Origin of the sequence: Facivitalis istanbulensis, assembly GCF_040560405.1 — a bacterium.
Taxonomy (GTDB): Bacteria; Pseudomonadota; Alphaproteobacteria; order Sphingomonadales; family Sphingomonadaceae; genus Sphingomonas; species Sphingomonas istanbulensis.
In genome coordinates this window covers 169,293-183,167 of the sequence record NZ_JAVSCQ010000001.1, presented here as the reverse complement: position 1 = coordinate 183,167, position 13,875 = coordinate 169,293, and the positions used below count along the sequence as shown (strand labels likewise).

9 protein-coding genes are annotated in these 13,875 nt (G+C 67.6%); 3 read left to right on the top strand and 6 right to left on the bottom strand.

Going from position 1 to position 13,875, the window contains the following annotated elements; translation table 11 throughout:
* Positions 1-5: 5 nt before the first annotated feature.
* Entirely contained in the window at positions 6-1,448 is a 1,443-nt protein-coding gene (locus RN629_RS00920) for a S41 family peptidase (protein WP_407033386.1), read from the bottom strand.
* A gap of 261 nt (positions 1,449-1,709) precedes the next feature.
* On the opposite strand from RN629_RS00920, the gene RN629_RS00915 reads away from it, so the two are divergent.
* Positions 1,710-2,888, top strand: coding sequence for a glycosyltransferase (locus RN629_RS00915; protein WP_407033385.1), 1,179 nt, complete (start codon positions 1,710-1,712; stop codon positions 2,886-2,888).
* 27 nt (positions 2,889-2,915) lie between these two features.
* Here the strand turns inward: RN629_RS00915 and RN629_RS00910 are convergent, their stop codons facing one another.
* The gene (locus RN629_RS00910) at positions 2,916-4,118 is read right to left on the bottom strand and encodes a M24 family metallopeptidase (RefSeq protein ID WP_407033384.1); all 1,203 of its coding nucleotides are present in this window, start codon (positions 4,116-4,118) and stop codon (positions 2,916-2,918) included.
* 129 nt (positions 4,119-4,247) lie between these two features.
* Positions 4,248-5,762 carry a S10 family peptidase gene (locus RN629_RS00905; protein ID WP_407033383.1) on the bottom strand — a complete coding sequence of 505 codons (1,515 nt, stop codon included), beginning with the start codon at positions 5,760-5,762 and terminating at the stop codon, positions 4,248-4,250.
* Positions 5,763-5,980: 218 nt separating this feature from the next.
* Here RN629_RS00905 and uvrA point away from each other — a divergent pair, with 218 nt between their 5' ends.
* Positions 5,981-8,893 (top strand): excinuclease ABC subunit UvrA, encoded by a 2,913-nt coding sequence (gene uvrA, locus RN629_RS00900; protein ID WP_407033382.1) that lies wholly within the window; start codon positions 5,981-5,983, stop codon positions 8,891-8,893.
* 215 nt (positions 8,894-9,108) lie between these two features.
* The gene (locus RN629_RS00895) at positions 9,109-9,519 is read left to right on the top strand and encodes a glycine zipper 2TM domain-containing protein (protein ID WP_407033381.1); all 411 of its coding nucleotides are present in this window, start codon (positions 9,109-9,111) and stop codon (positions 9,517-9,519) included.
* 99 nt (positions 9,520-9,618) lie between these two features.
* Here RN629_RS00895 and RN629_RS00890 read toward each other — a convergent pair whose 3' ends face one another.
* The 3 genes from RN629_RS00890 to RN629_RS00880 form a co-directional block, all read right to left on the bottom strand.
* Entirely contained in the window at positions 9,619-10,659 is a 1,041-nt protein-coding gene (locus RN629_RS00890) for a cell wall hydrolase (RefSeq protein WP_407033380.1), read from the bottom strand.
* Positions 10,660-10,776: 117 nt separating this feature from the next.
* A complete protein-coding gene (locus RN629_RS00885) occupies positions 10,777-13,635 on the bottom strand; it encodes a M16 family metallopeptidase (RefSeq protein ID WP_407033379.1) in 2,859 nt (952 codons plus the stop codon).
* 25 nt (positions 13,636-13,660) lie between these two features.
* Entirely contained in the window at positions 13,661-13,873 is a 213-nt protein-coding gene (locus RN629_RS00880) for a hypothetical protein (RefSeq protein ID WP_407033378.1), read from the bottom strand.
* Positions 13,874-13,875: the final 2 nt, after the last annotated feature.

Here is a 13,875-nt window from a genome sequence, read left to right as displayed (position 1 = left end):
GCCGGTCAGAACAATCCCGGTACGTCGCGCTGGGCCGGCGAGGGATTGCGCGGCTGGACCAGCTTGCGCGACCCGTCGCCCGTCGACTGCGCGCTGAACGACGATACGCGGATCGGCGTACAGCTCTTGCCCTGCAGGAAGTTGAGCGCCGCGCGGGTCGAGCTCTCCTGCGGGTCGCCCATGCGCCGGGTCAGGTCGTCGCCCGCCTGGCAGGTAGCGCTCATCCGGCTGGCCAGGCCGTCATAATAATCGCCCTGGCGATCGGCGTTCTGGGTCGCAACGGCGATCACGCGCAGCCGATCGTCGCAGGCCGCGTTGTCGAGCCCGATCTGGCCTACCGGCTTGCCATAGGTGTTGGCGCCGATCAGGCCGCTGTTCGATCCCATATAGGGCAGGCTGCGGTTGATGACCAATTCGCTGGCCGAGGCGGTGCCGCCGGTGCCGATAAAGGCGATTCGGGTCGGTGCGATCGATTCGGGCTGCGGCGCGAAATAGTCGGTCTGGTTCTGCGACGACTTGCTGGCACGCAGCGTCAGATAGCCCAGCACGTCCGAGGTCTGGCGCGCGCCGCCGAGCAGGTTGTTGAACAGGTCGGCGATGCTCCCTGCGCCGCCGCCATTATAGCGCAGGTCGACGATCACCTGGGTGATGCCCTGCTGCTTGAAGGTGGCGAAGGCGGTGCGCAGTTGCGGATCGGCGGTGCCGATGAAGGTGCGCAAGTTGATATAGCCATAGCGCTGGCCGCCATCGACGATCACCTGTGCGCCGTAATTGGGCGACACCGGCTGGATCGTGTAGCTGGCCTTGGTCAGCGTGACATTGCGCACATTGCCCGACGGATCGGCGATGCGCAGCACGCGGGTGGTCCCCGCCGTCTCCGGGCCGAGCGCATTCTCGATCCCGTTATTCTGGTCGGCGCGCACGATGTCGGAGATCGAGCGGATGTCGGAGGCGGAGGTGCCGATCCCCTGAATCTCGGTACCGCGATCGATCCCGGCGGCCAGCGCGACGCTGCTTTCGAAGGACTCGGCGACCATCAGCCTGGTCTGGGTCGAATCGGTGGTCAGGCGAAAGCCGAATCCGGCCTCCGAACCCGAATTATAATAGGCATTTTCCTGCTGGATGGAGGTGATGTGCGTGAAATAGCGGTCCTTGCGCTGGGCACGCGCGGTCGCGGTCAGCGCGTCGATATAGTCGCTGACGGTGGTATAGAGACTGGGGTCGAGATTGGACGGCAGGGTTTCGGGGAAGAGATACCATTCGTTCATCTGGGCCATCACCCAGTTCTGCCGGTCGCGCAGCGTGCAACCGGCTCCGGCGGTCGTCCCGCCCGACGAACCGCCGCCGCCGCCACCGCCCGATGCGATCTGGCCACTGCCGCCGTCACCGCACCCCGCCAGCATACCGGCCAACGCCAGGAGCGCGCCAATTTGTCCCAACCGTGTCATGCAAACCCCTTCCAGACCCGGATGACAGCATCCGGCCGTTCACCTCGTGTCCGTGTCGAACTGTCCGGCGCATGAACGATTCGATGACGTATCGATGATGATTCGATAATCTTACGCTGCCATGACGGGTCGCGACATCACAAGGCCGGACCTTGGATGGTGCATCATCGCGATGAATCATCATGGCGATCACGGTCCGGGGCGGTTACGGAGAGAACCCGAGATACGGGCCGAAATGGCGGACGGGGATTGGAAAAGCGGATGATGCATGTCCTGACCCTGTCCAGCCTGTTCCCCGACGCTACGCGGCCCAATTTCGGTATTTTCGTCGAGCGGCAGACGGCGGCGCTGGCGCAGCGGCCGGGGGTGTCGGTGCGGGTCGCGGCGCCGATCGGCCTGCCCATATGGCCGCTGGCGGGGAGCCCCCGCTTCCGGGCGCAGGCGGCGCTGCCCGAGCGGGAGGACTGGCACGGGCTGGACGTATCGCGCCCGCGCTTCGTCACGCTGCCCGGCACGGCGGGACGGTTTCATGTGTCCGCGCTGATGCATGCCCTGCGTCCCTGTCTCGACCGGCTCCATGCCGAACAGCCGTTCGACGTGATCGACGCATCCTTCTTCTTTCCCGACGGTCCGGCGGCGGTGCCGCTGGGGCGGCGCTACGGCGTGCCGGTATCGGTCAAGGCGCGCGGGGCGGACATTCATTTGTGGGGGCGCGCATCCGCCACGCGGCGGCAGGTCGCCAGGGCGGCCGAGTGCGCCGATGGCCTGTTGGCGGTCAGTGACGCGATGGCGCGTGACGTCGCGGCGCTGGGTGTCGCGCGGTCGCGCATCCGGGTCCATCATACCGGCGTCGACCAAACGCGGTTCCAGCCGATCGATCGTGATGCGGCCAAGGCGGCGCTGGGCGTGGCCGGGCCGCTGGTCGTGTCGCTGGGCGCGCTGATTCCGCGGAAGGGCCATCATGTGGTGGTCGAGGCGGTGGCGCGCCTGCCTGGCGTCACGCTGATGATCGTCGGGGAAGGACCGGAGCGCGAGGCGCTGGCCGCGCGCGCCCAGCGGCTGGGGATCGCCGACCGGGTGCGGCTGACCGGCGGCGTGGCGCATGCCGATCTGCCCGCGCTGCTGGGGGCGGCGGACGTCATGGCGCTGGCGTCCGTTTCCGAGGGGCTGGCCAATGCCTGGGTCGAGGCGCTGGCCTGCGGCACGCCGATCGTCATCACCCCGGCGGGTGGCGCGGGCGATGTCGTCACCTCGCGCGCCGCCGGCCGCATCGCCGAGGCCGACCCCCAGGCCTTCGCCGCTGCGATCGGCGAATTGCTGCACCAGCCGCCCGATCCCTATGCGGTGCGCGCGGCGGTGCGCGATTTCAGCTGGGCGGCGAATGCGGCGGCGCTGCATTCGCATCTCGCCGAACTGGTCGGCCGCCGCGCCGCCGGTTGACGCCCTCCCGGATGGGCGGAGAGCCGATCAGCCCAGATCGTCGATCGCGGGCTGCGGCTCGGTGAACCACGCCGCGCCGGTTTCGGTCACATGGAAATGATCCTCCAGCCGCACGCCGAACCGATCGGGGATGACGATCATCGGCTCGTTGGAGAAGCACATGCCGGGGGCCAGCGGCGTCCTGTCGCCGCGGACCAGATAGGCGGGCTCATGGATCGACAGGCCGATGCCGTGGCCGGTGCGATGCGGCAGGCCGGGCAGGCGATAATCGGGCCCTAGCCCGGCCTTTTCCAGGACCGTGCGCGCTGCCCGATCCACCGATTCGCACGGCGCGCCCGGCCGCACGGCGGCAAAGGCGGCGGCCTGGGCTTCCTTTTCGATGTCCCAGATCCGGCGGACCTCGTCGCCGACATCGCCGAACGCATAGGTGCGGGTGATGTCCGAATGATAGCCGTCGATCAGCGTGCCGGTATCGACCAGCACCACATCCCCGTCGCGCAGCACGTCATCCTGCGGGAGGCCATGCGGGAAGGCGGTCGAGCGGCCGAACTGCACCGCGCAGAAATAGTTGCCGGTCGACGCGCCAAGCGCCCGGTGCGCGGCGTCGATGAAACGGATGACCTCCGACGCGCGAATCCCCTCATGCAGGATGCGCGCGGCGCGGCGATGCACCTCCAGCGTGATGTCCATCGCCTGCTGCATCAGCGCGATCTCGGCGGGCGACTTGATCGCGCGACAGCCATCGACGACCGCCGCGCCGCTGATGAGCCGCACGTCCGGCGCATCGGCGCGGATGCGGTCGACGAACAGGAACGCCATCGCCGGATCGATGGCAAGCGTCCTGGCCCCCGCCGCCCGGAGCGCGTCGGCGACCAGCGCCGAGGGGCTCTCATCCTCTTCCCACAGGCGGACGTCGCGCGCCGCGATGCCCAGGCTCGCCTCGAACGAGCCCAGCTCGAAACCGGGGCAGATGAAGATCGGATCGCCCGCCACTGGCAGCAGCATCGCCACCAGCCGCTCGGTCGCGCCCCAGGCGACACCGGTGAAGTAGCGCAGCGACGCGCCTGCTCCGATCAGCAGCATGTCCGCGCCGATCCCGGCCATCAGCACGCGCGCGCGGTCCAGCCGCCGCATCCGCTCCGCCGTTTCGATGACCGGGGCGGGGTTGGCCCAGGGCGTCAGCGCCGCCAATTCCCGCTCCGCCGTCGAGCCGCCGATCATCGATGCCATATCAATCGCTCCGTTTCGTATACGGTTTGGCGTCTAGCGCGGATCGGCGCGGCACGCCACCACATCGGCTGATCGCCCCTGTAACGCCGGCGTCGGTCCCGGTTCGGCCGGCGACGGAGTGACCACGGATCAATTCTGGCCGTACATCGCCATCGCATCGCGCCGGAACGCGGCGCCGCTGTCCGATCGGCTGTAGAACATGTGCCCGCCCGGATAGACGTTCAGATGCACCCGCTGCGCCACGCCATAGCTGGGCATCTGGTCGACGATCAGCCGCGAGGCGAAATAGGGACAGGACAGGTCGTCCCAGCCATGCACGATCATGACCTTCATCTTCGGATCGTTGGCGATCGCCTTGCGTAGGTCGGTGACGGGGGTGTCGTCGGGCTTGCCGCGATCCCAGGCACCGTTCACCTCATAGGACAGCGCATGATAGCGCGCGTCGGTCTTCCACCCCACCTCGCGCGTGACGAAATCGACCATCGCGCTGGTCGTCGGGGCGATCAGCGAGTCGAGCAACGGATCGTTGGACTTTTGCTGTGACGACCAGGGGAAGGGGTCGAAGGCGGTGACGTTCGAATCATAGATGCTGCCGATCGTCGAATCATTGCGATGGATCTCGCGCAGATAGGTGCGGGTGTCGACGCGCCCGCCCAGCTTGCGGACCAGCGCGGGGTCGAGCCCGGTCAACTCGGTCACGCGCGTCACGATCCGGTCGACGGCCTGCGTATCCGATCGGCCGCGCATCAGGTCGCGCAAATAATCGCCGCGCGCATAGGCCTCGACCCCCGCCATGGCATCGGGGGTCAGCTTGCCCTGCCGCTCGAACTGCGCCGCCGCCATCGAGGGCAGGTCGATCATCCAGGGCAGGGGCGAAAGCGCAGTGGCGTCGTCACCCGAGGCGGGGTCGAGATAGGGCGACACCATCACCAGCCCGTTGACGCCCACGCCGATCTGCGATTGCAGTTCATAGGCGATGCGCGGCGCGCGATAGCCGCCATAGCTTTCGCCCATGATATATTTGGGCGAGCGCAACCGGCCTTCCTTGACCAGCCAGTCATAAACGACCTTGGACAGATATTTGATGTCGGGGTCGTTGGCGTAGAAGGCCTTCTTGGTTTCGTCCTCGTCCACCAGGCTACGGCTGAAGCCGGTGCCGATCGGGTCGATGAAGACCAGGTCGGTGAAATCCAGCCAGCTATTGGGATTGTCGGTGGCGACCGGCGAGTCGGAGGGGGCATCGCCCTGCGCGCCGAACGGCACTCGCTTGGGGCCGACCGCGCCGAGGTTCAGATAGACCGAGGCTGCGCCCGGACCGCCGTTGAACGCGAAGGTGACGGGCCGCCGCACATCGCCGCCGGGCACGGTATAGGCGGTGTAGACGACCTGCCCGATCTCCTTGCCCTTGGCGTCGCGCACCGGGATATTGCCCACGGTCGCCTTGTAGCTGAGGGTACGGCCGCCGATCCGCGTGGTCTGGGCGATCGTCCGGTCGGCGGGCAGGGGCGGGCGCTTATTATCCTCGTCCTTGGCCTCGGTGGTCGTCTTGGTCTCGGTCTTCTCGGCCTTTTGCGCGGCGACGGGTGCGGCGGCGCCCGTTGCGGCAAACAGCAGCAGCGCCGACAAATGCAGGGTCTTCGACACGAACATAATGCTCCCCCAAAGAGTATATGATATTGCATCAAGGATCGCGTCGTGGTTGCCAAGTCCCCGCGCCGTGCCGGGATCCTGGGGGCGTGTCCGACGTTACCGCAAGCCGCGCCTTTTCGATCCCGGCGGCCGGAGCCTCCCCTCGAAACCGGCCTGTCCCATTCCTATCTCGCCTCTGGCCTTTCTCCCGGAACAGAAGTAGAACCTGCTTCATGCTGACCAAGATTTCCGTCCGCGGCGCGCGCGAGCATAATCTCAAGGATGTCGATATCGACATTCCCCGTGACACGTTGACGGTCATCACCGGCCTGTCGGGATCGGGCAAATCGTCGCTGGCGTTCGACACCATCTATGCCGAGGGGCAGCGTCGCTATGTCGAGTCGCTGTCGGCTTATGCGCGCCAGTTCCTGGAGATGATGCAGAAGCCGGACGTCGACCATATCGAGGGGCTGTCGCCTGCTATCTCGATCGAGCAGAAGACGACCAGCCGCAACCCGCGCTCGACCGTGGCGACCGTCACCGAGATCTACGACTATATGCGCCTGCTCTGGGCGCGGGTCGGCATTCCCTATTCCCCGGCGACCGGCGAGCCGATCGCGGCGCAGACGGTCAGCCAGATGGTCGACCGGGTGATGACGCTGCCCGAGGGGACGCGGCTGTATCTGCTCGCCCCCGTGGTGCGCGGGCGCAAGGGCGAATATCGCAAGGAAATGGCCGAGTGGCAGAAGGCGGGCTTCACCCGCGTCCGCATCGACGGCCAACTCTACGAGATCGACGAGGCCCCCGCGCTCGACAAGAAGTTCAAGCACGATATCGAGGTGGTGGTCGATCGCCTTGTGGTGCGCGAGGATATCGCGACGCGCCTCGCCGACAGCTTCGAGACCGCGCTGAAGCTGGCCGACGGGCTCGCCTATGTCGATCCCGCCGATCCCGCCAAGGACGAATACACGCCGCACACGCCCAAATCGGCAGTGCTGGGCGACAACGCCCCCGATGGGCGCATCGTGTTTTCCGAGAAGTTCGCCTGCCCGATCTCCGGCTTCACCATTTCGGAGATCGAACCGCGTCTCTTCTCGTTCAATGCGCCGCAGGGGGCGTGCCCGGCCTGTGACGGTCTGGGCGAGAAGCTGATCTTCGACGAAGACCTGGTGGTCCCCAATCACGACCTGTCGATCAAGAAGGGCGCGGTCGTGCCCTGGGCCAAGTCCAACCCGCCCAGCCCCTATTATATGCAGGTGTTGGGAAGCCTGGCGCGCGAGTTCGGCTTTGCGCTGGAGACGCCGTGGAAGGATCTGGAGCCCAAGGTTCGCGACCTGATCCTGCATGGCAGCAAGGGGAAGGCCGTCACGCTGACCTTCGTCGACGGCAAGAAGTCCTATGATGTCAAGAAGCCGTTCGAGGGCGTCATCGGCAATCTCAACCGCCGGATGCTCCAGACCGAGAGCGCCTGGATGCGCGAGGAACTGTCCAACTACCAGTCGTCGCAGCCCTGCGAAGTCTGCCACGGCGCGCGGCTCAAGCCCGAGGCGCTGGCGGTCAAGATCGCGATGCGCGACATTTCCTATGCGACGCGCCTGTCGGTGGTCGATGCGCTGGCCTTCTTCACCGGACTTCCCGACCATCTGACCGACCAGCAGCGGGCGATCGCCGGTCCGATCCTGAAGGAGATTGTCGAGCGGCTGGGCTTTCTCAACAATGTCGGGCTCGATTACCTCAATCTCGACCGAACCTCGGGCACGCTGTCGGGGGGCGAGAGCCAGCGTATCCGTTTGGCGTCGCAGATCGGCTCGGGCCTGTCGGGTGTGTTGTACGTGCTGGACGAGCCGTCGATCGGCCTTCACCAGCGCGACAACGACATGTTGCTGGCGACGCTGCGGCGGCTGCGCGACCTGGGCAACACCGTGCTGGTGGTCGAGCATGACGAGGATGCGATCCGCACCGCCGACTATGTCATCGACATGGGGCCGGGCGCGGGCGTGCATGGCGGCCAGATCGTCGCGCACGGCACGCTCAAGCAGTTGCTCAAGTCCAAGACCAGCGTGACCGCCGATTACCTCAACGGCACGCGGGCCATCGCCGTGCCGCCCAAGCGCCGCAAGGGCTCGGGCAAGACGCTGACCGTGCATAAGGCGGTGGCGAACAACCTTCAGGGCGTGACGGCCAGCATTCCGCTGGGCACCTTCACCTGCATCACCGGCGTGTCGGGATCGGGCAAGTCGAGCTTTACCATCGACACGCTCTATGCCGCCGCCGCGCGCACGCTGAACGGCGCGCGGATTCTGGCGGGCAAGCATGAGAAGATCACCGGGCTCGAGCATCTCGACAAGGTGATCGACATCGACCAGTCACCGATCGGCCGCACACCTCGGTCGAACCCGGCGACCTATACGGGTGCCTTCACCCAGATTCGCGACTGGTTCGCCGGGCTGCCCGAGGCGCAGGCGCGCGGCTACAAGCCCGGCCGGTTCAGCTTCAACGTCAAAGGCGGCCGGTGCGAGGCGTGCCAGGGCGATGGCGTGCTCAAGATCGAGATGCACTTCCTGCCCGACGTCTATGTGACCTGCGACGTATGCCACGGCGCGCGCTACAATCGCGAGACGCTGGAGGTGAAGTTCAAGGGCCATTCGATCGCCGATGTGCTCGACATGACGGTCGAGGACGCGGCCGAATTCTTCAAGGCGGTGCCGCCGATCCGCGACAAGATGGCGATGCTGGTCGAGGTGGGCCTCGGCTACGTCAAGGTCGGGCAGCAGGCGACGACCCTGTCGGGCGGCGAGGCGCAACGGGTGAAGCTCGCCAAGGAACTGGCGCGCCGGGCGACGGGCAACACGCTCTATATTCTCGACGAGCCGACCACCGGCCTGCATTTCGAGGATGTGCGCAAGCTGCTCGAAGTGCTGCACGCGCTGGTCGAACAGGGCAATACGGTGGTGGTGATCGAGCATAATCTCGACGTCATCAAGACTGCGGACTGGATCATCGACATGGGACCGGAAGGCGGCGTGAAGGGGGGCGAGGTCGTTGCGGCCGGAACCCCCGAAGTCGTCGCGCGCGAGCCGCGCAGCTTTACCGGAAAATATCTGAAGCCGTTGCTGGACAGGGGGCAGGCCCAGGCGGCGGAATAGGAGGGCGGCGGCGATCCCGGCAGGACAGGCCGGGCGAAGCGCGGCGGCGGGCGCTGGTCGGAGTGCGGCGTCGCATCGGCCGGTCGATGGTCCTTGCCGCTTTCGGGCATCCCTCGCCTGATCCTCCCGGTTGACGGCTCGTCGCTTTCCGCCGACCGGCGCAACCTTTGCCCGCCGGAAGCGATTTCGTCCCATCACTCTGGAGAGAGGATGCGATGCGTGGATGGACAACCGGCATGGTCGCGGCCGCGACACTGGTGTCGGGATGCTCGACCTATGACGACGGTTATGGCGGCGGCTTTGGTCGCCCGCGCTACGCCTATGACTATAACCGACCCGATCCCGCTTATGGCGGTTATTATGCCGATCGCTATTATGACGACAATCCGCGCTATCGCGAACGTCGCCTGAGCCGCAACGACCGCGTCTATGTCGGCCAGGACGGTCGTTATTATTGCCGGCGCAATGACGGCACGACCGGTCTGATCGTCGGCGGCATCGCGGGTGGCGCGCTGGGCGCGGCAGTCACCTCGGGCGGGTCGCAGACGCTCGGCACGCTGCTGGGCGCGGCGGGTGGTGCGCTGGCCGGGCGTGCGATCGACCGGGGGAATGTCCGCTGTCGGTAGGTTCGCGCTGAGATCGATGGCGGAAATCGGGGCCGGTCGCCTGCCGCTTCGGGTATTGCCGGCCGGGGCTTCCACCCGCCCCAGTGAGGATGGTCGTGACTAACGCGGCGGATTCTGCGCCGCACCCGTTTCGGCTGGGCGAGGGTCGCCGAGGTGCACGATCGGGCGGCCGCTGTCCTTCCATTTGTCGAGTATCTCGCCCGACCGTGCCAGGCGGTCGCTGATAGCGGGTGCCGTCACCGGAGTCGGCGTCGCGAGAAGCTGGCGCGGCACGGGTTGGGTCGACACGAGCAGGGGCGTCGCGCCGGGGGCGGGGATGGGGAGCATCGTCGCCTCCGGGGTGACGATCGCCGTGACCGGCGGCGGCGCGGTTTCGCCCCCGGCATAGCGTCGGTCCATCGCGGCGGCGGTCCCCCAATAGCCCTTCCAGCGATGGAAAAGATGGGCACCGACCATGTCGGTCATCACCATCGCGCGGTTCCAGGCGGGGACGACGGCGAAGCTGTGATAATGGGTGGCGAGGCCGACCGGCGCATAGACGCGGCCCGCCAGCGCCGCCGCCGCGATCCGGGCCGCCTGCGACCAGCCGGCGATCGCGGGCGTGCGCGATTGCGCGCCGTCACAGGCGAAGCTGAACTGGCACCGCGCCCGCGCCACGCCCTGATAGACCACGCCGCAGACGCTGGCGGGAAAGGCGGGATGGCGAACACGGTTCAGCACCACCTGCGCGACGGCGCGCTGTCCGTCGACGCTCTCGCCGCCCGCTTCATAATAAATGGCTGCGGTCAGGCACTGCATCGCGCGGGCGCGGTCGATCGCACTGGCCGCGCCCCATTGAAAGGGACGGGCCGCCACCGGGCCGCCGTCGCTCTCACCCGCGCCGGGCGGGATGGGCAGCGCCGGAAGCGCCACCGTGCCCGTGCTGCCGTCGCGGGCGGCCAGCGCATCGGCGGGCGCAGGAACAGGCGCCTTCGCGGTCCGGCTCGGGACCATTGCCGGGGCGGTCGGGGCATGATGCACGGTCCCGCGCGCGGCAAGGAACAGGCCGAACGCCAGCATCAGGCCCAGCAATGCCAGCCAGACCTGCACCATCCGTCGTACCGTCCGCTTCGCCACCCGCAACGCGCGCTGTCCCCTCATCGCTTCCGCTCTGCCGGACCAATAGAGCCGACAGGGTTAAGGATTTCGCGTCAGCCCGTCGCGGCGTCCCGAACCGGGACGCCGCGCGGTGCAGGCCGTGACGAGGACGCGACGGCGCTATTTCAGTCCGGGCGTATCGAGATGGACCTGCGTCGCCGGGATGACCTCCACCTGTGGATGGGCCTGGCGCAGCGCGGGCAGGAACTGCCTGGCGTCCCCGACCACCACGATGCTCGCCGCGTTCGGATCGAGTTCGGACGCCGCGACACGCTGCACCGCCATCGGATCGACCGCCTGGACGTGCGGGATATAGCGGCCCAGTTCCTCCAGCGGCACGCCCTGGAGCGTGTAGCTGGCCAGGATGTCCGCCACGCCGTCGGTCGTCTCGATCGTGCGGCCGAAGCCGCCGACCAGCACGGCCTGCCGGGTCGCCAGTTCCTCGGCCGGGACGGGCGCGGTTCCCAGCTTGCGCATCTCGGCCTCGATCAGATCGACCACCTCGGCGGCAGAGGGATTCTTGGTCTGGGTCCGCGCGGAGATCAGGCCGATGTCGCGCGCCGCCAGCACCGAACTGCCCGCGCCATAGGCGAGCCCGCGCTTGATGCGGATTTCCTGGTTCAGGCGCGAGGAAAAGCCCCCGCCCAGCACGGTATTCGCCACCTGGAGCGGATAATAGCGATCATCGGCGCGGCGGATGCCGGGGCGCGCGACGACGACGCCCGCCTGACCGGCATCGGGCATGTCGACGACGATCACGCGCGGTGCCGGGAAAGCGGGTTCGGCCGACCTGGTCGTGCTGGACGCCATGGCCCCCGTGCTGCGCCAGCCGCCCAGATGCCGTTCGGCCAGAATCCGGGCCTGTGCCGGGGTGACATCGCCCACCAGCAACAGCGTCGCCTGTCCCGGCTGCCAGCTTCGCGCATAGGCGGCGGCAAGGTCGGCTCGGGTCAGCTTGCGCAGCGAATCGGGCGTGCCCGACAAGGGCTGACCATAAGCGCGCGCGCCATAGACCACCCGGTTGGCGACCATGGCCGACAATTGCGCGGGGTCCTTCATCGCGACGTTCAGGCCGTCGATCGACTGCGCCCGTGCACGGTCGATCTCGCCCTGGGCGAAGGTCGGATGCATCGCGACGTCGGCCAGGATGGTCATCGCCGTGTCGGCCTGACCCGCCGGCACGGTCAGGTCGATGCTCGATCCGTCATTGCTGGCGCTGCTGGCGATCGACCCGCCCAGGCTTTCGACCGCGCGCGCGATCTGCGTCGCGGACCGGGTCGTGGTGCCCTTGGTCATCAGCTCGGCCGACAGGCTGCTCGCGCCCGCCTTGCCCGCGGGATCGGTCGCGGCCCCGCCCAGCGCCACCAGCGACGCCGTCACCAGCGGCAGCTCGTGCCGCTCGACCGTGACGACGCGTAGGCCGTTCGGCAGCGTCACCGTCACCGGCCGGGGCAGGGTCGGGGCGATGGCCGGGCCGGGGGCGGGGGGCAGGATCCGCTGCCCCTCGGGCGCGGGGGTGACGACCGGGATATCGGCGGGCGGGGTCAGCGCGGCCATCCGCACCGTCGGGGCGAGGGTGATCGGCGGTTCGCGGCGATCGGCCGGGCGGGCGCTGTCGGGCAGATAGCGGATCGTCGCGCTCTGCTGATCCTTCAGATAGGCGCGCGCCACGCGTTGCACATCGGCGATCGTGACCGCCTGGACCGCGGCGATCTGGCGGTCGGCGGCATGGGGATCGCCATCGATGATGACGCCGTTGGCGATCAGGCTGGCCTTGCCCTCCGCCGTTTCGCGCTGCTTGAGCGCGCTGGTCAGCAGTTCGTTCTTCGCCTCGGCCAGTTCGACGGCGGTGACCGGCGTGTCGCGCAGCCGCGCCATCTCGCGCCGGAGCGCCGTTTCGCCCTCGAGCGCGGTCTTGCCGCTGGCCAGCATCGCATAGGCGACCAGATTGCCCGTGGCCTGCTTGGTGTCGAGGAAGGTCGAGGCGGACTGCGCCAGCTGGTCGCGATAGACGAGGTCCGCGTATAGCCGCGAGCTTTCGCCCGCCGACAGGATCGCGTTCAGCACCATCAGCGCCGGCGTGTCCGCGCTCCGTTCGGGCGGGATGTGATAGCTGATGAGGACGGCCGGGAGCGGCGTATTGGGCTCATAGACGGTGCGCGTCACGGCCTGGGTCCGTTCGGGCTCCTGCACCGTCACGCGCGGAATCGGATTGGCGGGGCGCTTGATCCCGGCGAAATAGTCATCGACCCAGCGGTCGAGCTGCGCGGGATCGAAATTGCCCGACACCACCAGCACCGCATTGTCCGGCCGATAATAGGTGGCGTGGAAGGCGCGGACATCGTCGATGCCGGCCGATTCCAGTTCCTCCAGGCTGCCGATCCCCGGCCGCGCATAGGGATGCACCGAATAGGCGAGCTTGGGGTAATAGATGGAGAACAGCTTGCCATAGGGCTGGGCAAGGGTGCGCTGGCGCAACTCCTCCTTCACCACGTCGCGCTCGCTGGCGAAGCTCTTGGGCTCGACGACCAGCGCCGCCATCCGGTCCGCCTCGGCGAACAACAGGCGTTGCAGATGGTTGGCGGGCACCACCTCGAAATAATTGGTATAGTCGTCGGCGGTGGACGCGTTGTTGTAGCCGCCGACATCCTCGGTCAGGCGATCCATCTGTTCGGGGACGAGGTTGCGCGTCGCCTTGAACATCAGATGCTCGAACATATGGGCAAAGCCCGAGCGGCCTTTGGGATCGTCCTTCGAGCCGACATCATACCAGACCTGGACCGAGACATTGGGCGTCGTCGTGTCGCGAATGGCATAGACGCGCAGGCCGTTGGCCAGCGTGCGCGTCGTGAAATCGATGGGCTTCACGCTTTCCGTGCGCGCGTCCCCTGCGACATGGGGCGGCGCGGCTTGCGCCCCGGCCAGCGCGGGAAGGGCGGCGGCGACGCCGAGCAGGAGCGCGGCACGGAAAAGGCGCATGAAAACCCTCTTTATTGGATACGGATTATTTGGACTTGTCGCGCTTGCCGTACAGGACGGCCGCGGCGATCGCGGCCGACCCGATGCCGACGCCCAGCCCGATCTTGCCGAGCGGCCAGTTGCGGGTCTTTTCCTTCACCGACCCGGCGGTCGCCTCGGCGGCGGCGACGGCGTGTTCCTTGGCCTCCTTGGCGGCGGCGAGGATCTCGTTGGGGACGTCCTTGCTGTGATCGGTCATGT